This window comes from Exiguobacterium sp. s35, assembly GCF_018617535.1.
In the GTDB taxonomy this organism is placed as follows: Bacteria; Bacillota; Bacilli; order Exiguobacteriales; family Exiguobacteriaceae; genus Exiguobacterium; species Exiguobacterium aestuarii.
This window is the reverse complement of sequence record NZ_JACSKI010000001.1, coordinates 63,799-84,478: the sequence shown is the minus strand read 5'-3', so window position 1 is coordinate 84,478 and position 20,680 is coordinate 63,799. Positions and strand designations below refer to the sequence as shown.

18 protein-coding genes are annotated in these 20,680 nt (G+C 48.4%); 7 read left to right on the top strand and 11 right to left on the bottom strand.

What is annotated here, in order from left to right:
• The first annotated feature begins 78 nt into the window (after positions 1 to 78).
• Complete coding sequence (locus KNO75_RS00450; protein WP_214819243.1) at positions 79 to 1,437, top strand: MATE family efflux transporter; 1,359 nt, start codon at positions 79 to 81, stop codon at positions 1,435 to 1,437.
• A 23-nt stretch (positions 1,438 to 1,460) separates the two neighbouring features.
• Here the strand turns inward: KNO75_RS00450 and KNO75_RS00445 are convergent, their stop codons facing one another.
• On the bottom strand, positions 1,461 to 2,201 hold the full coding sequence (locus tag KNO75_RS00445; RefSeq protein WP_251126093.1) for an enoyl-CoA hydratase/isomerase family protein: 741 nt from the start codon (positions 2,199 to 2,201) through the stop codon (positions 1,461 to 1,463).
• 144 nt (positions 2,202 to 2,345) lie between these two features.
• Between KNO75_RS00445 and ybaK the strand changes: the two genes are divergently transcribed.
• The 6 genes from ybaK to KNO75_RS00415 all read left to right on the top strand — a co-directional run bounded on the left by ybaK (position 2,346) and on the right by KNO75_RS00415 (position 7,592).
• Positions 2,346 to 2,810, top strand: a complete 465-nt coding sequence (gene ybaK, locus KNO75_RS00440) for a Cys-tRNA(Pro) deacylase (protein ID WP_214815553.1) — start codon at positions 2,346 to 2,348, stop codon at positions 2,808 to 2,810.
• A gap of 19 nt (positions 2,811 to 2,829) precedes the next feature.
• Entirely contained in the window at positions 2,830 to 3,528 is a 699-nt protein-coding gene (gene pssA / locus KNO75_RS00435; protein ID WP_214789647.1) for a CDP-diacylglycerol--serine O-phosphatidyltransferase, read from the top strand.
• Between the two features lie 89 nt (positions 3,529 to 3,617).
• Positions 3,618 to 4,367, top strand: a complete 750-nt coding sequence (locus tag KNO75_RS00430) for a carotenoid biosynthesis protein (RefSeq protein ID WP_214794483.1) — start codon at positions 3,618 to 3,620, stop codon at positions 4,365 to 4,367.
• Positions 4,333 to 5,031, top strand: coding sequence for a lysophospholipid acyltransferase family protein (locus KNO75_RS00425; RefSeq protein ID WP_214789650.1), 699 nt, complete (start codon positions 4,333 to 4,335; stop codon positions 5,029 to 5,031). Before KNO75_RS00430 ends, KNO75_RS00425 begins: the two co-directional genes overlap by 35 nt.
• Positions 5,028 to 6,095 (top strand): glycosyltransferase family 2 protein, encoded by a 1,068-nt coding sequence (locus KNO75_RS00420; RefSeq protein ID WP_214819239.1) that lies wholly within the window; start codon positions 5,028 to 5,030, stop codon positions 6,093 to 6,095. The genes KNO75_RS00425 and KNO75_RS00420 overlap by 4 nt, the downstream gene beginning before the upstream one ends.
• A gap of 30 nt (positions 6,096 to 6,125) precedes the next feature.
• The gene (locus KNO75_RS00415; protein ID WP_214815547.1) at positions 6,126 to 7,592 is read left to right on the top strand and encodes a phytoene desaturase family protein; all 1,467 of its coding nucleotides are present in this window, start codon (positions 6,126 to 6,128) and stop codon (positions 7,590 to 7,592) included.
• 442 nt (positions 7,593 to 8,034) lie between these two features.
• Here KNO75_RS00415 and KNO75_RS00410 read toward each other — a convergent pair whose 3' ends face one another.
• From KNO75_RS00410 to KNO75_RS00365, 10 genes are all read right to left on the bottom strand, one after another.
• Positions 8,035 to 8,874, bottom strand: a complete 840-nt coding sequence (locus tag KNO75_RS00410; protein WP_214794489.1) for a phytoene/squalene synthase family protein — start codon at positions 8,872 to 8,874, stop codon at positions 8,035 to 8,037.
• Positions 8,843 to 10,321, bottom strand: coding sequence for a phytoene desaturase family protein (locus tag KNO75_RS00405; protein ID WP_214819237.1), 1,479 nt, complete (start codon positions 10,319 to 10,321; stop codon positions 8,843 to 8,845). Before KNO75_RS00405 ends, KNO75_RS00410 begins: the two co-directional genes overlap by 32 nt.
• A complete protein-coding gene (locus KNO75_RS00400; protein WP_214819235.1) occupies positions 10,318 to 11,811 on the bottom strand; it encodes a phytoene desaturase family protein in 1,494 nt (497 codons plus the stop codon). Before KNO75_RS00400 ends, KNO75_RS00405 begins: the two co-directional genes overlap by 4 nt.
• 69 nt (positions 11,812 to 11,880) lie before the next feature.
• Positions 11,881 to 12,912, bottom strand: coding sequence for a class I SAM-dependent methyltransferase (locus tag KNO75_RS00395; protein ID WP_214819233.1), 1,032 nt, complete (start codon positions 12,910 to 12,912; stop codon positions 11,881 to 11,883).
• Between the two features lie 100 nt (positions 12,913 to 13,012).
• Complete coding sequence (locus KNO75_RS00390; RefSeq protein ID WP_214789665.1) at positions 13,013 to 13,396, bottom strand: YisL family protein; 384 nt, start codon at positions 13,394 to 13,396, stop codon at positions 13,013 to 13,015.
• Between the two features lie 117 nt (positions 13,397 to 13,513).
• Positions 13,514 to 16,072 carry a sensor histidine kinase gene (locus KNO75_RS00385; RefSeq protein ID WP_214819231.1) on the bottom strand — a complete coding sequence of 853 codons (2,559 nt, stop codon included), beginning with the start codon at positions 16,070 to 16,072 and terminating at the stop codon, positions 13,514 to 13,516.
• A complete protein-coding gene (locus KNO75_RS00380; protein ID WP_074032651.1) occupies positions 16,069 to 16,431 on the bottom strand; it encodes a response regulator in 363 nt (120 codons plus the stop codon). Before KNO75_RS00380 ends, KNO75_RS00385 begins: the two co-directional genes overlap by 4 nt.
• 134 nt (positions 16,432 to 16,565) lie before the next feature.
• Positions 16,566 to 18,437: an ABC transporter ATP-binding protein gene (locus KNO75_RS00375; protein ID WP_285800801.1), complete on the bottom strand. Its 1,872-nt coding sequence runs from the start codon at positions 18,435 to 18,437 to the stop codon at positions 16,566 to 16,568.
• Complete coding sequence (locus tag KNO75_RS00370) at positions 18,434 to 20,158, bottom strand: ABC transporter ATP-binding protein (protein ID WP_214819229.1); 1,725 nt, start codon at positions 20,156 to 20,158, stop codon at positions 18,434 to 18,436. The genes KNO75_RS00375 and KNO75_RS00370 overlap by 4 nt, the downstream gene beginning before the upstream one ends.
• A gap of 7 nt (positions 20,159 to 20,165) precedes the next feature.
• The gene (locus tag KNO75_RS00365) at positions 20,166 to 20,633 is read right to left on the bottom strand and encodes a MarR family winged helix-turn-helix transcriptional regulator (RefSeq protein ID WP_214819227.1); all 468 of its coding nucleotides are present in this window, start codon (positions 20,631 to 20,633) and stop codon (positions 20,166 to 20,168) included.
• Positions 20,634 to 20,680: the final 47 nt, after the last annotated feature.

The window sequence follows — 20,680 nt, the reverse complement described above, 5'->3', positions numbered from 1 at the left end:
GAGTAAGATGACCTTTGACATTTTTATAAAACAAATAGTTAACAGAAAGAATTATAGAGAAAAGGGAGAATACACTACATGCAGACGAAACAAACGGAACAGCTCACCCTGTTCAAACTGTCGTGGCCGATTTTCATCGAGCTTGCCCTCCATATGGGAACCGGGATCATCGCCACATTGATGCTCGCACACTACTCAGACGCCGCCGCTTCGGCCGTCGGGGTCGCCAACCAAATTTTAAACGTGTTCTTGATTGTCTTTAGTGTGACGTCTGTCGGCGCGACCATCTTGATTGGTCAGGCCATCGGGGCAGGGCGCATGAAGAAGAGTCGGGACTTCGCCCGCTCTGCTGTCAGTTTGAATATGTGGCTCGGTGCAATCATGGTCGTCGTCATCTTCTTGTTCGGTGAGACGTTCTTACGCCTATTCGGTCTATCGGACGAATTGTTCGCACACGGTTTGTTGTTCCTACAAATTGTCGGCTTGTCGTTATTCACCGAAGCACTCATCATGGCGCTCAGCTCAATCCTCCGGAGTCACGGTATGACGAAACACGCCATGCTCGCAACGTTGTTGATTGATATCATCACTGCCGTCGGTGCTATCTTTGCCGTTACCGGCTGGTTCGGACTTCCGGTCACTGGTGTTGCTGGTGTCGCCTGGGCCATCGTGATTGCACGATTCGCTGCCATGATTCTGTTGTTCTGGCTCGTCAAACGGAAGCTTATGATCCGCTTCCCATTAAAAGAAGTGATTCGTCCGAAGAAAGACGACATTCAGTCGCTCCTCCAAATCGGCGTCCCTTCTGCTGGGGAGAACTTATCGTATCAGGCATCACAAATCATCATCACGGGATTCATCGCGACGATGGGCGAGGCTTCCCTTGCTGCTCGCGTATATGTGATGAACTTGTCGATGCTCGCTTTCTTGTTCACTGTCGCTGTCGCACAAGGGACGCAACTCCTGATCGCTCGAGATATCGGAGGCAAACGTTTCAAAGAGGCGTATCATCGCGCCGTTAAAACGTTGAAAATTGCCATGTTCGCCTCGTTCGTCGCCTCTCTTGGTTTGGCGGTATTCAGCGAGTCGCTACTTGGGCTGTTCACCTCAAACCCTGATATTATCGCGGTCGGCGTGCCAATCTTATGGGCAACGCTCATTTTAGAACCGGGTCGCGCCATGAACATCGTGTTGATGGGGTCATTGAAGTCCGTTGGGGACGTCCGTTTCCCGGTCATGATCGGAATCGCTTCGATGTGGGGCGTCGCCGTGGCGTTCAGTTACTTGTTCGGTCTTCAAATGGGACTCGGCATCCTCGGGATTTGGCTCGCCTTCTCTCTTGATGAATGGTTCCGCGGTTTCTTCGCGTTCCGCCGTTGGAAATATGGGACGTGGCAACAAAAAGGCTTCCAGTTCGAAGCAAAAACAACCACGTAAAAAAGCGGCCGCGGCCGCTTTTTTTATTTCATTAAGAATGCCTGCATCGCCTGGCGGTGAACGTCTGTGTCCCCACACTTCCGTTGCCATTCGATTTCCTCACTCAGTCCCTCTTCAAACGAAGCAGCTCGCATGAGCGCCTTCATCCCTTGAACGGCGACTGGTGATTTTGCAGAAAGCGTCTCCGCGTATGACGTCAATCGTTCCGTATACATCGCATCTTCCACGAGCTCTGTGACGAGTCCGAACGTATGCGCCGCTTCTGAATCGATGGTACTGCCACTCCATAACCAATCTAAAGCGAGATCGTCTCGCATGAGACGGCGCAAGTGATATGGTCCGCCCGCATCCGCGACCAAACCGATTTTAATGAACGCAGAACTGAACTTCGTCGATTTGGCGACAATTCGAACGTCTGCCGCAAGTGCCAAACTAAGCCCCGCCCCTGCGACGACGCCATGAATCCCCGCGATGATTGGTTTACGGCTCGAGAAAAGCGCCCGCACGAGTGGATGATACACATCTTCTAAATATTCCCCGTAATCTGCATCGCTCTCAATCGTTAAATCTTGCCCAGATGAGAACGCCCGGCCTTCACCGACAAGGACGATGACGCGAACCGCGTCGTCCTGTTCAAATTCATCGATTGCCGTTTTCATTTCGCGAAGCAACGTCTCGTTCAAGGCGTTCAGCTTTTCCGGGCGGTTCAGTTTTAACCACCCTACCCCATTGTGTGTCGTCAATTGAATCGTCTCCACTTTCATTCCCCCTTTAAAATGAATCACTGTTCATTTCTTCGTCATTCCGTCAAACTCCTTCCTTTACTGAAAAGTTTTTTGAAGTTCAATTGCCGGGCAGTTGGTTGATTTGCTATTCTAAAAGGAGTCGGTCACGAAAGGATGAGTCAGATGCAACTGACAAACGCCGCTCGGCAACTGAAACAAAAGAAGATTCCGTTCACTTATCATACGTATGAAGTCGATGAGTCTGACGTCTCCGCCAAACACGTGGCGATGACATTGCAGAAACCGCTCGATGAACTATACAAAACGATTTGTCTCATGAACGAGAAAAAACAATACGCCTTCTTTCTCATCTCCGGAGAGCGTGACATCGATTTGAAGGCAGCCGCGAAAGCTTGGGGAGCGAAAAAAGCAGCCCCTGTCCCGATGAAAGAGCTCGAAGCTCTGACCGGGTATATCCGAGGGGGTGTCTCTCCGATCGGAGCGAAGAAACCTTTTCCGGTGTATGTGCATGAAGCAGCCAAAGAAAAAGAGACAATCACCATCTCTGCTGGGAAACGTGGCTTTCAACTCGAGTTGAAGCCAGAAGATTTACTGCAATTCACAAACGGTCGCTGGTTTAGCCAATGACCTTACTGGGGGCATAATTATGTGGAAAGAACGCATCCGTTCGTGGGTCCCAAACTCCTTTACGTTCGGAAACTTATTTTGTGGGGTCGTCGCAATCGTCTACGCCGCACGTGGTGACTTTTCAAACGCCACACTGTTAATCATCATCGCGATGATGCTCGACAGTTTAGACGGGCGCCTCGCCCGTATGCTCGGAGTCGCTGGGGACTTTGGGAAAGAGCTAGACTCGCTCGCTGACATCGTCACGTTCGGTGTCGCACCAGCGATGCTCGCCTACTATACGTTTTTCATTGATTACGGCAATTATGGATTGTTTTTTGCGGCACTGTTCCCGCTATTCGGTGCATACCGTCTCGCCCGTTTCAACTTGTCTGCGACAAACGTTGCGGCGAGTTACTTCTCTGGTGTGCCGATCACGGCCGCTGGTGGACTTCTCGCTGTCATCACGACGTTCGGTGACCGCGTCAGCGAACTATTGACGCCAATTTTCTTTACAGGGCTCGCCCTTTTAATGGTCAGCCGCGTCCGCATCCCGAGTTTTAAAGATGTGCCATTGCCACGCCACTCCTTTATCATCACGATCAGTCTCGTCTACGTGACGTACATGATGTTCGCACGTTGGAAAGAGTGGCCGACATTCTGGTTTATCGCGGTGCCGTTCTATGTCTTATTCATCGCCTTTTCGTTCGTGAAAAAACGGAAACGGATGGCCAATTAAGAGTCTCGTTCGACGAGGCTCTTTTTTCGTACATGCATTTGTTAGACGAAGACTCCGATGAGCTTTAGAATGAAAGAAGAGGTGATGGAATGAAAGTGTATCCGTTTATTTGGAAATGGTTTATTGTCTGGTATTTCATTGGGTTAATTTTGGTTGGGTTCGACCTGCTTCCGCCTTGGCTAGAGTGGGCAAACCCTGTCTTTTTATGGCTCGCCGGTGCGATTGGCGGAACCATTCTCTATCAAGGCGTGCGGCAAGGCGCCTGGATTGTCCCGTTTATTTTCTTTGGTTCAATCGCTGTCGAGACGCTCGGCGTGAAAACCGGGTTCCCGTTCAGTGAATACATCTATGCCGAGGCGTTTGGTCCGACGGTGTTTGGAGTCCCTGTCACAATCGGTGCGGCGTGGCTCGCCGTGATCGGTTCTAGTTTTGCCGTGGCCCGTCTCTTCACATTCCGTAACCATATTTTATGGCTCGTCCCGATTCTCGCGGTATGGCTCGATATGGCGATCGATCCGGTGGCGGCTAACGTGAAAGGCTACTGGGAATGGGCGAACGATGGGCTGTATTATGATATTCCGACCCAAAACTTTATCGGCTGGTTCGGACTCTCTCTCATTTTCTCATGGCTGTTACAACGCCATGAACGATCCGTCGATGCTTTATTCATCCGACATGGCGTGTACTTGTTCGTCATGCTTCACGCCTTGTTCGGCGTCACAGCCGTGAACGCAGGTCTCTATGGGATTGGTTTCCTTAGCATGTTGACGTCCGGGGTCATTCTGTTAGAAAGGAGAGGTCGCGATGATCGAGTCACACAAAAAGAGATGGTTCAATAACGTCTTCTCAACATTCGTACGAGAACGTCAGATTCGTCCGACGTTCCACAATATTTATATACGAACTGATGATATCCCGACGCCAGGATTGATTTTGAGTACACATAGTGCGTGGTGGGATGGGCTCGTCATGTATATGGTGAATGAATATTTTTTGAGACATGACATTCATGTATTGATGGACGAGGACGGTTTGCGCCGCTTCCCGTTCTTTCGTCACCTCGGCGCCTTCTCAGTAAAAAAGGGAAGTCTTTCCGACGTACGAGCTTCCCTCGCCTACGCGAATGAGTTGCTGACATCAGGCAAATCCGTATGGATATATCCTCAAGGTCGAGAAGTTCCACAAGAACAGCGACCTGTCGAAATCGAATCAGGAGCGACCCTTCTACTAAATGATCGCCCGATTCATTTATGCGCCATGTATTATGCATTCGAAAGCCACGCGGAACCCGTCGTCTATGTCCGATTCCGAAAGCACAACGTAACCTCGTCGACACGGAGAGGTCAGAAGCAGGAGATTGCGCAGGCACTTGAACAGCTGTATGACGACGTCAGAGATGACGTCATCACACGTTCGACCGCCTACACTGCCCTGTTTCGTTCGCGGCGTAACCTTGCCGAATGGACAGAAACGCTCGTCCGACTCGGGAGGAGGGAATCATGATACTTTGGATTGTGACCCTCAGTATGCTGCTCTTCACACTCATCAATCTAGCGTTTTTACGACCGCTCGCAACTCCTGGAAAAACACCTGCGACGGCCGTCTGCATCCCGATGCGGAATGAGTCTCGACATGTCGACCGATTGATCTCTAATTTACAAATGGCGATTCCGGAGAATACTCATGTCTACATTTATGAAGACCGCTCCGAAGATGATACATACGAAAGATTGTATCGCGCGATTGGGGACGATGTCCGATTCACCGTCATTCAGGGAGTCCCTTTGCCTAATGACTGGGCCGGCAAAGTCCATGCCTGTCATCAACTCGCATCACGCACGACTGAACCGTATCTCCTCTTTTTAGATGCGGACGTCACGATCGATTCGAGCTTTATTGCCCGCATGCATGCCACTCTCCGTCGCGAGCAGGCTGTCTTCCTATCAGGATTCCCCCAATTTCCGACAACGACATTTCTCGGGAAATTGTTGATCCCGATGCAACACGTACTCATCGCCCAACACCTGCCTTTGTTTTGGCGTAAAGTAAAACATCCAGCATTTGCGGCAGCGAACGGAATGAACGTACTCGTCGAGCGAAACAGTTACGAGGAAGTTGGTGGGCATGCCACGATCCGATCATCGTTAATCGATGACATCGATTTATGTCGGACGTTCAAGCGACATCGAAAAGTGACATCACTCGTTCAAGTCGCCCCGTTTATCTCATGTGATATGTATGAGACGAATGAAGAAGTATGGAGCGGGTTTTCAAAAAACGTATTCAAGGGAATGAATGAATCAGTAGGGCTTGCCTTGTACTTCTTGACGTACTACGGGATCCAGTTGACCGCCATGTTCGCATGGCTCGTTTCACCGAGTTGGCAAACAATCAGTGCGGCACTCTTCGTACTCCTCGCCCGACTTGCTGTCGATATGAGATCACACGGATCCGGTACATGGTTGCATCCACTCAGCTTAATCGCTTATCTGACCTTACTCGGGAACGCCGTCATCCGAAAGTGGAGACGACTACCCATCACGTGGAAAGGTCGCCATTATTCTTAATCGAGCGTCTTACTTAAGGGGGACACATGTATGAAGCAAATTGTTGTCATTGGAGCCGGACTAGGTGGACTGAGCGCTGCCGTCACGCTCGCCACACACGGCTATGACGTCACGGTCATTGAAAAGAATGAACATGTCGGCGGAAAACTTATGCCCGTCATTACCGACGGTCATCGTTTTGACTTTGGTCCGAATACGATCACAATGCCAGATGTGTTTCGTTCCGTCATCCGAAACAGTGGTGCCAACCCGGATGATTATTTCGAATTGATCAAACTCGACCAACATACCGTCAATCATTATTCGGATGGCTCCTCGTTCACATTTAGCGCCGACCGGGCACAGCTCGAGGCGGAAGTGCGACGTTTGACGAATGATCAAATGAAGAAAAATCAATTACAGGCTTATTTAGACGAAGCGGAGAAGTTATTCCGTATCGCGAACGAACGCTTCTTCACCCGCATGGAGACAAAATTAGACCCGGGTCTTTGGGCGGACATGGTAAAAGTACACCCGCTCCAAAGTTTGCATGCCCTTCATCAAAAATACTTCAAAGACAAACGCATCATCCAGGCACTCGACCGATATGCGACATACATCGGAAGCAGCCCGTACGTGACGCCAGGAACGTTCGCGCTCATCGCGCATCTAGAATTAAATGATGGCGTCTACTTCGCGAAGGGAGGCAACTGGAACATCGCGAAAGGGTTTGCGAAGCGAGCGAGTGAACTCGGAGTGACATTCCGTCTCGGACACGAAGTGACGAAAATCGAGGTCTTGAACGGGAAAGCCCATGAAGTCGTCGTCGACGATAAAGAAGTCATCTCTTGCGATGCCGTTTTGCTCAATGGCGAGCTACTCACGCAATATCCTCGCCTTGTCGACGCGAAAGACCGTCCTTCTTTCCCAGTCCCGACACGCGATACCGTCGAACCGTCCATCTCTGCATTCGTCTTAATGATCGGACTATCGAAGCGATTGAACCTGGCTCACCATAACGTCTATTTCTCTGACGACTACAAGCGAGAATTCAAATCACTCTTTCAAGAAGAGCGCTATGCGGACGAGCCGACTATCTATATCTCCAATTCATCTGCAACCGATTCATCGATGGGCGAGGCTGGCGACAATCTGTTCATTCTCGTCAATGCACCTGCCCATTTGACTGACATCGATGCCGACACGTATGAGCATTTGATTCGTCGCCGGTTGCGTGAGTTCGGCGTGGACTGGGAAGATGAAGAGGTCCTTTTCCATCAACGTGTGACACCGCAAGATTTAACGCGTGATTTTTATGCATACTACGGTGCACTTTACGGTACGTCGGCCAATTCGAAAAAAGGGGCATTCTTTAGACCGGCAGCTCGGTCGACGGACGTGTCAAACATCTGGTTTGCAGGTGGTTCGACCCATCCTGGAGGCGGGAGCCCAATGGTCACGCTTTCAGGACAATTCGCGGCACGATCGATGTTAGAGGACATACCTCTGACAATATGAACATTTTGTGAACGCGAGTTTCGACACTTGTCGACAATTGAAAGACGTGATAATATCATATTCGAGTTCAAGCAGTTCTGTAACGTTTGTTGCACCTGTAGCGATCGAATGGCTTCCCCGAGCCTTATCGCGTTTTGAACTTGTCACACCCGAGAAAAAAGTGATGAGCGAGTTTCCCCACTCGTATCCCGTAGTTGAGACAGCTTGCGTATGATGTTCCCCCTTAGTCCATCAAGCATCCTGTTTCAACGAAGATGTCCCAACTGATTCATTCCCCATGAATCCCGGCACATCTTTAGGGCTTCATCACAAATCGATTCATTCATTTCCCCGATGAATGGATCACATAACGCTTACGCCACTTTTGGTCCCCCGCCAAAAGTGGTTTTTTTTTGCGCAAAAAACTGTAGACGCGAGGAGCATCTACAGTAGATTGGATGACTTATAATTTTGCTAACAACTTTCCTTTTTGTAGGGTCGATACGTATGCCCGTTTTGTGAAGACGTCATATCCGTTTGCTCGAGCTGCATCTAAAATTCCTTCATATAGAAGAGCTGCTGCTTGAACCGGTTTTCGACTGGCGAGTGGATAGAGGTGATGGGTCGCACGTGCCCGCTCATACAAGGACTCCGCGCGCTTCGCCAACGCCTCCCATAGCTCGATGAAGGAAGGTGTCACTTCACGTTGCTGTAACACCTCTTCACTTACGCCATACTGTCGCATCATCGTGCGTGGCAAATAGATGCGGTCTCTATTCAAATCTTCCCCGACATCTCGCAAAATATTGGTCAGTTGCATCGCGATGCCGAGGTCGATGGCGCCTTGTCGGAGCTGACGTTTCGTCTCGGCGTCTTGATTCGGGACAAGAATCGGGAGTAGCATCAAACCGACCGTACTCGCGGCATAATAGCTATACTGCTCGGTCTCTTCGAGCGTCTCATATCGTGATTTATGTAAATCCCACTTCATGCCTTCTGCTAGCTCAAAGAATGGATCGACGTCCATCTCATAGCGTTGCCATACATCTCGAAGGGCGACCCATAGCGCTTCATCCTGGTCATATCCTGCTAAAAAGCGATCGAATGCATGCAAAAACGACGCCAAACTCTCTTCTGGACGGTCTGATTCATCGACCGCATCATCAAGAGTCCGACAAAACGTATACACGGCCATGACCGCTTGTCGATCTGGTTTTGAGAGCAAAGAGAAGGCCCGATAAAAGGTCAACGAGCCTTTCTTCATGATTTCCTCACATTGACGATACGCTTCTTGTGTCGTCACGATGTATTGCCCCCATTTCTTCTTCCAATTTTTTCACGAGTAACTGTGAACCAATCATGACAATCGGCACGCCCCCACATGGATGGACAGATGCACCAACCGCATACAATCGCTCGATTTTTGGGAACGGTCTTGCCTGTGGTTTGAAAGCGGCTGATTGAGACAATTTTGGTGCAATCCCAAAACTTCCTCCTTCAAATAGACCAAATCGCTCGGCATCCATCGGTGTCCGTACTTTCATCTCGATGACACGGTCCCGAAAATCGGGTAATAGTGCCTCGAGTCTTCCTAATAGATGGTCAATCGTTCCTTGCGTCTCAAAGTCTTCTCGCTCCAATTTACGAGGTACCGGAACGAGGACATATAATACACTCGTCCCATTCGGCGCAAGTGTCGGATCAATCCGTGATGGATTGAACGTGTACATCGCCGGATACTCACTTAGTTTACCATCCTCAAAGATTGTTCGCATCGATCCCTCAAAATCATTCGGTAAATCGAATTGATGGACCGGCAAATCGAGTTCCCCGCTGACCGTGAAATAAAGGAGTAGCGTACCACTGGACGGTTCATACGTCTTCGGTGTCACGCCGTCAATGAGTCGTTCCATAAGCGGAAAGTCACCGTTCACGACGACCGCGTCATAAGGCACGTATTCGTCATTGACCGTGACGCCAGTGGCTACACCGTTCGTGACGTGGACACGATTGACGGTCGCATTCATTACGAAATGAACACCTCGTCGTTTCAGCTCTTGTTCCATTTTCGCCGCGAGCGAGAAATATCCTCCTTTTACATACCAGACTCCCTCTTCTTGTTCACGATAAGGAATGAGTCCATATAAAGAGGGGGTCGCATAAGGGTTCCCACCGATATAGAGCGTCTGTAAACTGTAGGCGACACGTAAGCGTTCGTCCTCAAAAAAACGTTTCATGTTCGCATGGGCCGTTTCATATGCTTTCAAGCGCATGAGGAGAAGCAATAGTTTAGGTTCGAACAACTCTGTTTTCGATGCATAACTGCGGTCTAAAAATGTATCGAACCCAATCCGATACTCTTCTTTCTTCTGCGACATATAATGACGGAATGCGTCCCCTTCGCCGAAAGTCCGCTCGATCTCTTCTGCCTGTCGCTCGATATCCCGATATTTATAGAACGATGTCCCGTCTTGATAGCGCAAACGATAGAGTGGATCGACTTCGAGTAATTCGACCTCACTTTCCGGTAGCCCCGCTTCCATCAACTGTTGCTTCAGTTTGCCCGGTAACAAGACGATCGTCGGACCTTCATCGACTTTCGCTCCATTTTCAAATTCAACATAGTTTAGTCGTCCACCGACACGCGCTTCCTTCTCGTAAATCGTGATGTGAAGTGAAGGGTTTCGTTTCGTCAATAAGAGGGCGGCGTAAAGTGTGCCGACCCCGGCCCCGACAAAGCTGATGTTCATCGGCCGACACCTGCCCGGTCACGCAACAAGTTCGTTGTGATGCGCGCTGATTCAAAGATGGTCGGAAGCCCGCTTCCTGGATGCGTCCCGCCACCGACGAGCCAGACGTTGTCGAGCTCTTCAAACTGATTGTGCGGACGGAAATACATCATTTGCGATAGATTATGGCCCAAGTTAAAGGTTGCGCCTTCGTATACCCCGAACGTTTCCCAATCCTCAGGTGTCAACGTCTCCATCACCTCAATATGTTGGCGAATGTCTCGGTATGGTGACCGTGTCTCAAGGGCGTCGAGTACACGTTCTGTCATCGTTGGCTGCAACTCTTCCCATGGCAAACCGGATAAGTTGTTCGGTACCGGTACGAGGACGTATAGCGACGATTTTCCTGCAGGTGCGAGCGTCGGGTCGATGCGCGAGGCGTTTTGAACGTAGAATGAGAAATCCTCGCTCAGTTTCAACTCTTGCGTCATCTCTTTGACGTTCAACTCATAATCGTCTGCAAAGTGAATCGAATGATGCGCCACGTCTTCATATGTGTGATTGAGTCCGAGATAAAGCATGAATGTCGAGCACGAGTAGCGTTTCTTCTTCAGTTGAGCCGGACTCCACTTCGACAGTTTGCCGTCTGGGACTAACGACGTCATCGCGTGAGCAAAGTCAGCACCAATCACGACTTCGTCGAACGCATAATGAACGCTCCCTGCTACGAGACCGGTCACTTTCTTGTCATCCATGAGAAGACGCTCTACTGGTTCACCTAAGCGAATCACGCCACCCTCTTCTTCTACGACCTTCGCCATCGCATAACAAAGTTGATTCACGCCTCCAATCGGATGATGAACCCCGTATGCATGCTCCATATAAGATAAAATCGAGAAACCGCCTGGACATTCCCAAGCGGACATTCCTAAATATTTTGCTTGGAACGTGAACGCATACTTCAACTCTTCGCTCGTAAAGTACTCGGATAAGACGTCATAAAGCGACTTCCCGATTGAAAGGAACGGTAACGCTTTGAGTACGCGTAATGAGACATAGTCGGTCAGTTTGTCATGCGCGGTTTGAAGAACAGGCATCAACTTGGAGAGCTTGATCGCCTGTTCGCTCATGAACCGTTCATATCCTTCCCCATTTCCCGGGAATTGTTCTTCGATGGCTTGATGCATCTGGTCACGATCAGTCGTCATCGAGAGATGGCGCGTCCCACGATCAAAATACAAATCATACATCGGTTCTAGCCGTTTCATCTCGACGTAATCATGTAAATCACGTCCCGTTTCTTCGAAGATCTCTTCTAAAATGTAAGGCATATTTAAAAATGTAGGTCCTCGGTCAAACGTGAACTCGCCTACTTGTAGACGTGACGTTCTGCCTCCTACAAACGGTTGTTTCTCAAATACGGTGACGTCTACGCCACGATGCGCTAGTAGCATCGCAGCAGCCAATCCACCGGGTCCTGCCCCTATTACGGCAACTCTTTGTTTCGACACACTCAACAACTCCCTATGTGAATAGTCTCTTATGCTTCTCTATCATTATAGAAATGACCGGAGACAAGTTCAATTTTGAATCGGTTGATTGAGCAGGTTCTTGTTCCCTCGCTCGGCGATGACGATATACCAAGACCCTTCTGGAATGAACGGGATAAAGCGAATTTGTTCAAATCCGACTTCTTGCATTTGACGGCGCAATCGTGGAATGGTCGGGAGCGGATATAAGTTATCGTGAAGTGTCATGAAGGCATTGAATGCAGAAGCGAACCGTCCGCCGAGTGCCGTCTCCGCAAGTGGCGTCACAAGGACTGCGACCCCGTTCTCTTCTAAACGATTCCGAAGCCGTTCAAGCAGTTTGATTCGCTCCTCTGGTGAGAAATAATAGAGCATATTGTTCATCATGACCGCATCGAATTGTTCTTCTGTTTCCCAGTTCATGAAATCGGCGACTTCAAAATGAATATCGCCCCGTTCATCACGAGACCGCGCTTCTTCGATAACCTCTTCCTCTAAATCGATCCCCGTCAATTCCCAATTCGGTTCGAGCGCTTGTAATTTACGTAAATAACCACCATGCCCACAACCGATATCAAGCATCGACCCGACGTTCGCCTGACGTAACAGTTGTTGCACGATCGGGAATGCGACCGTCTCGACGAGCGTCGATGTTTTCGCGACGACTTGACCGTGCTCGGCCCCATCAAACGTCTTTTGTTTCCCAGACTCTAAAAATTCTGGGTAAGCGATCAACGCAGGGATGTGAAGTTCCATCATCTCTTGGAGCATGAATCCGATGCTCCGCTCATCGTTACCAGACAACTGGTATTTTAATCCACGTGTCGGATAGTAGCGCCATCCCCTCTTCTTCAAATGACGCACTGCGACCCCAACTTCTAACCAACGCTCTAGCGCAAGTTGCGTCAATGGGCGTTTGAGTCGTAAATTCATCTCCGCCATACTTGCGCCACCTTGAAGTGCATCGAATAAACCAAACTTATATCCGATATAGCCGTGCCATAGTGGTAAAAATGATTCTGTTTGTTTCATCCATTTCCGTGCATGTAATACGCGTGTCCATTCCGTCATTTGTTGATCCATCGTTTCACCTCATCGTCATGATTACTGATTTTTTTATTTTCCCCTAATAATTTGTGTACAAACAAAAAATTCCCACTTCGGTGTGCGAAGTGGGAAAGTCTTATTGAATGAAGCTGTTGAAGAAAGATTGTCCGTATGGTAATGCGTAACCGATAAAGATTGTCACGAGTGCCAATACGATAAATCCGCCGAAAAAGGCGTTCGATGGCTTGTTCTTTTTCACTTTGACAAGTGTCATCTCACCGAAAATCAATGCCAGTAACCCGACTGTGATTTTCACGTGATAGAACGTGCCGCCTCCGTTCAATTGAAGGTAGAGATAAAGTCCTGTTCCGAATGCGATGAGTAACATGAGTCGAAACGCCATATGTGCGATCTTTCCACTCTTGTTGCCGTTCTTGTAACCAATATAGGCTACGGCAAATAAGATAAGTAACAAAATCCAGCTCGTGACGTGTGTGTGCAAGAATGCAATCAGTGGCATTCTAATGCCCCCCTTTATGTTGTTGTACAGTCTTCATTGTACACGAACCCTCTCCTGATTGGTCAAGCGAACGCTTTCCTAAAAAAAAGAGCCATCCTTCGAGGATGACTCCATTCATTATACTGGTGTTGTCTCTGCCTCTTGGACAGCGTATTCATAGCTAGGAATTTCAACGATGAAGGTCGACCCCTCATGTTGAATCGATTCCACATGAATTTGACCGTTATGACCTCGGACGATTTCTTGACAGATTGGTAAACCAAGACCCGTCCCGCCGATCTCACGGCTGTCGGAGTTATCGACGCGATAGAACTTATCAAATAATCGGTCGAGCGCGTCGCTCGGAATTCCAATTCCTTCGTCCTTCACTTTGATGGACACGATTTGCTCATGATGAGCAAGCTCTACCGTGATTTTTCCACCACGTGGAGAATACTTCACTGCGTTCGACAAGAGATTACTCATTAACTGCTTGAACTTCTGGCAGTCGACGAACAATTCGTAAGGACGTGCATCATCCGCAATCAATTCGAATTCGTGCTTCAAAGATGACGCTTCATAGAACGTCAACATGTCTCGGACGACCGGTTCGATATCGAGTTGTTCCCGGTCGTACATTTGACTACCGGATTCCATCCGCTGCACATCAAGGAAATCATTGACGAGATGCGTCAGACGTTCCGTCTCCGCATGGATTGTCTCTAAATATTTTGCTTGTTTCTCATTTGGTAACTGCTTTTTCACCATCAATTCTGTGAATCCGTAGATGGACGAGAGCGGTGTCCGCAATTCATGAGAAATCGTTGAGATGAATTCACTCTTCAATCGTTCAGCCTCTGTCTCACTTGTGATATCCCGGAAGACGAGAAGCGTCCCTTTCGATAGACCGCCGACAATAATCCGTTCAGCATACATCTGCAAGTTCATTTCACCTTTACGGATTGAGAAGCTCACACTGTCATGCGGGAAGTCTTCCGTGAACAATCGATTTGTATACTTCGTAAAGTCTTCTGCTTGGTCCACCGTTTCGACAAGGCGATTACGCCACTCTTCCCATGTTTCTTCTTCAAGGTCCTGTGTGCTGACGTCACTCAGTTCCGGGAACATTTCATAAAGTGGACGGTTGACGAATACATCATCTGTCGCATGTTCGATATAGACGACCGCCTCTCGAATCGAGTCGAGGATGCGTTCTGTCTTCCCTTTCTCGCGTTTCATCTCTTCGAATAAACGCATCCGTAAGAGCGAGAGTGAAAGCTGACGAGCGAACGACATGATGTCACCCATCTGTGTCTGTGTGAAACGGTCTTTATAGCGGACCAAATAGATGAACGCGATAATCGAATCGTCCGTCGGGTCATGGACCGGTACCGCCGTTTCGAACATATAGTACGGGTAAGGAAGCGGATGGTCGCTCGCAACTTGTTTCGCTGAGTGTACCGTCGTCTTCAACGTCATCGCCCGCGTTAACACAGAATTCTCACTATCGAGCAATTGACGGGACAACGTGTCATTCAGACCATGGCTCGTCACGCGGTACGTGCCCGATTCATCGACGAAGACGAGTGCACCGACTTCCGAGTCCGTAATCGTAACGAGTTTCTCGATAATCTCTGGATACGCCGTGAGTGAATCACGCGATGCTAACGTCTCCGTCAATTCGTTTCGATAAGCGAGATGTTGTTCGTTTTGTTGAGTCTGTTCGAGAATCTCTTCAAGCTCTTGTTGCTGTGCCTGAAGCTCTTCTTGTTGGGCAATCAATTCTTCTTGTTGCGCCTGAAGTTCATGGTTCTTTTCAATTAAATGACGTTCGTTGTCACGAAGTGTCTCGGCCATCTTATGGAACGAACGTGACATCGTACCAATCTCATCTTCTCGTTCCATTTGATCACTCAAGTCGACGATCTCACCTTTCAACAAACGGTTCGATGCGATTGAGAGTTTTGAAATCAAGCGTGATTGACGACGAAGGAACGGTTGAACGAATAACAAGATTAATGCGGCAAATGAGACGATACTCATAATCCATAAGAATTGAAGCATGTTATTATTTTGGCGCCATTCCGCGTAGACACTCTCTTTTTCAGCTGACATTAATTGACGATATTCCCAAAGAGCAGTCTCCACTTCATCAATCGGTCCTAAAATGTCGATGCCTCGCTCTGGATTAAATTGGACGAGCCCTTGGTCAATCAAACGTTGTGCTGTCGGTAACTCGGCAATTGTCTCGGCATCAATGAACGTTTCCGTAATCTCACCATCTAATTGTGCCTGCGCATATTCATACGTCACCGGAATGATGACGTCATAGTAAAAGTCATGGAACTGCTGCAAATCTTCTGCGAACAACTCACCTTGACGAGTAGTGACTTGCGTTTTAAACCAATTGATTTCTTGTTGGAACTTCGCTTCGTTCGCACTTGCGCGTTCAAGAGACGATGTATCTCCAAACAAGAGATATCCACGTGTATCATACTGATCGGCCTGCCAATCATCCCAGAGCGTCGTCAAACGATTGACGCGTTCATCAACTTGACGTAAACGAGCCTCATTCGCTTCGAGTCGATTCTCGATATACACATAGGTCAGAACCGATCCGACCAACGCGATGGCGAGGAACGAATAGAGGACGACCATGATGTCACGCCCGAGTTTTTGTTTAAACCACCTTTTCACTTCACGATGCCTCCTATGATTTTGACAAGTTCAAGTGGGCTAAACGGTTTTGAAATGAAGTAGTCGACACCAATCTCATTCGCGCAATCACGGTCAGATTGTTGGCTTTTCGCTGTCAACATCATCACTTTCGTATCTTGTCGCCCTGGTAACTTCCTTACTTTTTCAATGACCTCAAGCCCTGTCATCCCGGGCATCATATGGTCCACAATCACCAAATCATATTCGTTTTCCTCAATCAATCGATAGGCCTCTACTCCATCTTGAGCCTCATCGATGTCATATCCTTCATCTTCTAATGTATCCATAACGAGCATGCGTAGTACTTCTTCGTCTTCCGCAAGTAAGATTTTTACCATAATCGTTCCTCCATTTTTTTTCCCATTTTTATATTTTAACGGATTTGTAATTGTTACACAAAATAAAAAGACGTACGAAACTCATCTTCGTACGTCTTTTGCCTAATCCCTTGACCGTAAAACCTATATTCTTCTTATACAACTTCTTTTTCAGCAAACTGACTGTTGTACAAATCTTCATAAAAACCACCGGCTTCAAGCAGCGACTCATGTGTCCCTTGTTCGATGACACGACCTTGGTCCATCACTAAGATCAAATCTGCATCTTTAATCGTCGATAATCGGTGGGCGATGACGAAACTCGTTCGTCCTTTCATCAACCGCTTCATCGCCTGTTGAATCAAAATCTCGGTACGCGTATCTACACTTGATGTTGCCTCATCCAAAATCATTATCGGTGGATTCGCGAGTACCGCTCGCGCAATCGTCAGCAATTGCTTCTGTCCTTGTGAGATGTTATTCGCTTCTTCGTTCAAGACTGTGTCATATCCGTCCGGCAACGTCCGAATGAATGAATCCGCATGCGCTGTCTTCGCTGCGTTGACGATTTCCGCTTCCGTCGCACCCACTTTTCCGTAAGCGATGTTGTCACGGATTGTTCCATTAAAGAGCCACGTATCCTGTAAGACCATCCCGAACGTATGACGTAAATCTTCTCTCGACATGTGTCTAGAATCTTTACCGTCAATCAGAATCTCTCCACCGTTCAATTCATAGAAACGCATGAGGAGATTGATCAATGTCGTTTTTCCGGCACCGGTCGGACCGACGATCGCCACTGTTTGTCCCGTCTTCACGTCGAGGTTCATGTCTTGAATAAGGAGATTGTCCCCGTATCCAAAGTCGACGTGACGGAATGCGACATTTCCTTCCGCCCGCTCTAGGCGATACGTCGTCACTTCTTTCACTTCTTCCTCTTCGTCTAACAACTCAAATACCCGTTCTGCTGCAGCGACCGTCGACTGGACGATGTTTGCGATGTTCGCTGTTTGCGTAATCGGTTGGGTGAACTGCCGCGTATACGTGATAAACGCTTGAATATCCCCGATCGAGATGCTTCGTTGTGTGACTAAAATCCCACCGACAACACTGATTAACACATAGCTGATGTTTCCGATGAACATCGTCATTGGCATGATAATCCCTGAGATAAATTGCGCCTTACGCCCGGCATTGTAGAGTTCTTCATTCACCTCATCAAACTCACGGACAGCTGTCTCTTCACGCCCGAACGCTTTAACGACCGTGTGTCCGGTATACATTTCCTCCACATGACCATTCAATCGTCCTAGATGACGCTGTTGATCGGAAAAGTATTGTTGCGAACGTTTTAAAATCGGACGAATTGCAAAGATTGTCAGTGGTAATGACACAAGGGAGATGACCGTCAAAAGGGGACTGATGGACAGCATCATAATCAAGATCCCGATAATCGTGACGATTGATGTAATGAATGACGTCACACTTTGTTGAAGCGTGCTCCCAATCAAGTCAATATCGTTCGTCACTCGGCTTAACGTCTCCCCATTTGAACGTCCATCATAATACTTAAGCGGTAGTCGTTCTAATTTTTTGTTGACGTCTTCTCGCAAATCATAAACGGTCTTCTGGGCAACGCCAGACATCAAATACTGTTGAACGTAATTGAATAGACTACTGATGACGTAAAGTCCTGCGAGCAAGGACAAGATTTGTCCGATTCTCGTGAAATCGATCTCCGCGCCCGGCACACCTGTAAATTTCGCATAGGCACCTTCAAAGAGTTCCGTGATGGCAATCCCCATGATCTTTGGACCAGCAATCATGAATACCGTACTTAGAATGGCTGCGACGAAAACCGCAATCAACGTATTTCGTCGTGGTTTCAAATAGGCGAGCAGACGACGGAATGTGACTTTGAACGCCTTCGGCTTCTCACCCATCATCATCATATTCCCACCGCCAGGACCTCCTGGGCCACCATGCCCGCCATGAGTTTGTCGCGTCGTTGTTTGTTTCTCACTCATGCGATTTCCTCCTCAGACAACTGCGACTTCACGATTTCTTGATATACCGCATTCGTCGCAAACAATTCTTCATGTGTACCGATTCCGGCCACACTTCCTTCTTCGAGTACAATGATGCGATCAGCATCCATAATCGTACTCACCCGTTGTGCGACAATCAATACGGTCGCATCTTTCGTTTCTTCTTTTAACGCCTTGCGTAACGCGGCATCCGTCTTGAAATCGAGTGCCGAAAAGCTGTCGTCGAACACGTATAAATCCGGTTTACGAACAAGCGCCCGGGCGATGGAGAGGCGTTGTTTTTGTCCACCCGACACGTTCGACCCACCTTGCTCAATCACAGATTCATATCGATCTGGCATCTTCTCGATAAAGTCGCTCGCCTGTGCGATCGATGCGGCATGTATGACTTCTTCAATCGACGCATCGGCTTTCCCGTATCGAATGTTCTCTGCAATCGTTCCCGTGAACAGCAACGCCTTTTGCGGCACGTACCCGATTTTTGAACGGAGCTCTTCTTGCGATACGGCTTGAACATCGACCCCGTTCACACGAATTTCTCCAGACGTCACATCATAAAATCGTGGAATCAGATTGACGAGTGTCGATTTCCCAGATCCGGTTCCACCAATCACAGCTGTGACTTCACCCGGGTTCGCTGAAAAACTGACATGTGATAATGCTGGTTCTTCGGCACCAGGGTAAAAGAACGTGACATCATCTAACACGAGTGTCCCGTGCTCAGCATCCGCCGCTTTTGTGCCTTCATCAACTAGTGAAGGCGTCATCTCGAGCACTTCATTGATGCGGTTCGCCGATACCGACGCCCGCGGAATCATGATGAACATGACAGAGGCCATGACGAGCGCAAACATGATTTGCATGACATATTGAATGAACGCCATCAAATCCCCGATTTGCATCGCCCCGTTATCGATTCGGATGCCACCGAACCAAATGACGCCGACGACAGTCAAGTTCATGACGAGCATCATGACTGGCATGAGGAACGCCATGATTTGGTTGACTTTGATTGAGACATCCGTCAATCGCTCATTCGCCTCTGTCAAACGGACTTGTTCTTCTTTTTCACGATTGAAGGCCCGAATGACTCGAATACCTGTCAAGTTTTCTCGAAGGACGAGATTCAAACGATCCAATCGCTTCTGTACTTTCTTAAAGAGCGGCATCGCTTTCCAAAAAATAAGGAAGATCGAGATGACGAGAAAAGGCATGGCGGCAACGATGACGAGTGACAACGTGGCATCTTTCGACGTCGCCATGATCAAACCACCGACAAACATGATCGGCGCACTGACGACCATCCGAAGCATCATGATGATGACTTGTTGGACTTGCGTGATGTCGTTCGTCGTCCGCGTGATAAGCGAGGCTGTTCCGACACGGTCGAACTCTTCGAGCGAGAAACGCTCGACATGGTTAAAGACGCGTCTTCGTAAATCACGACCGAATCCCATCGCCGCTTTCGATGAATAAAAACTTGCCACGACTGCCGCGAGTGCCCCAAGTCCGGTCACACCGAGCATGATCCCACCCATTTGCCAAATATAGCCGGTATCTCCTGTCACGACCCCGTTATCGATGATATCCGCCATTAATGTCGGTAAGAATAAATCTGCTAGTGACTGTGCGAACACAAATAACAAGACCATGAGGACGGCCCATTTATAAGTAATCAAACGTTTTAATAACTTAATCATGACGACATCACCCTTCACAATCTGTGAATCCTTCATTTAATCCATCTGCAATCTGTTGATGGGCTTCAATCATATGACGATACGTCTCCTCATCTAAGCGAGACAAGATTTGATTCAACTGTTGTTCGGTCCCTTCCTCTTGTTGTTCAATCTCATCAATCAATTGTTTGCCAGATTGATCAATCGTCAATACCACTTCGCGGCGATTATCCGGATTGATGTCTCTTCGAATCAACCCTCTCTCCACTAGACCATCCAATGATTGACTCAACGTACTCTTCGGCATCCTTGTGCGCCGCACTAATTCTTTTTGTGTGATCGCACCCTGTTCATTCAACATCATCAGTCCATGAAGTTGTGGCAAGGTAAGGTCGTTTTGTTGGGCCGTCTGATGCATGAGGCGAATCAAGACGCGCTGTACGCGCCAAAACGATTGCATCATTTCCCGCGCTCTTGTTGCACTCATCTCGGTCATGCTACTTCACTCCTTTTATCGTTCCGACTCGGATTGTTCTATATGGA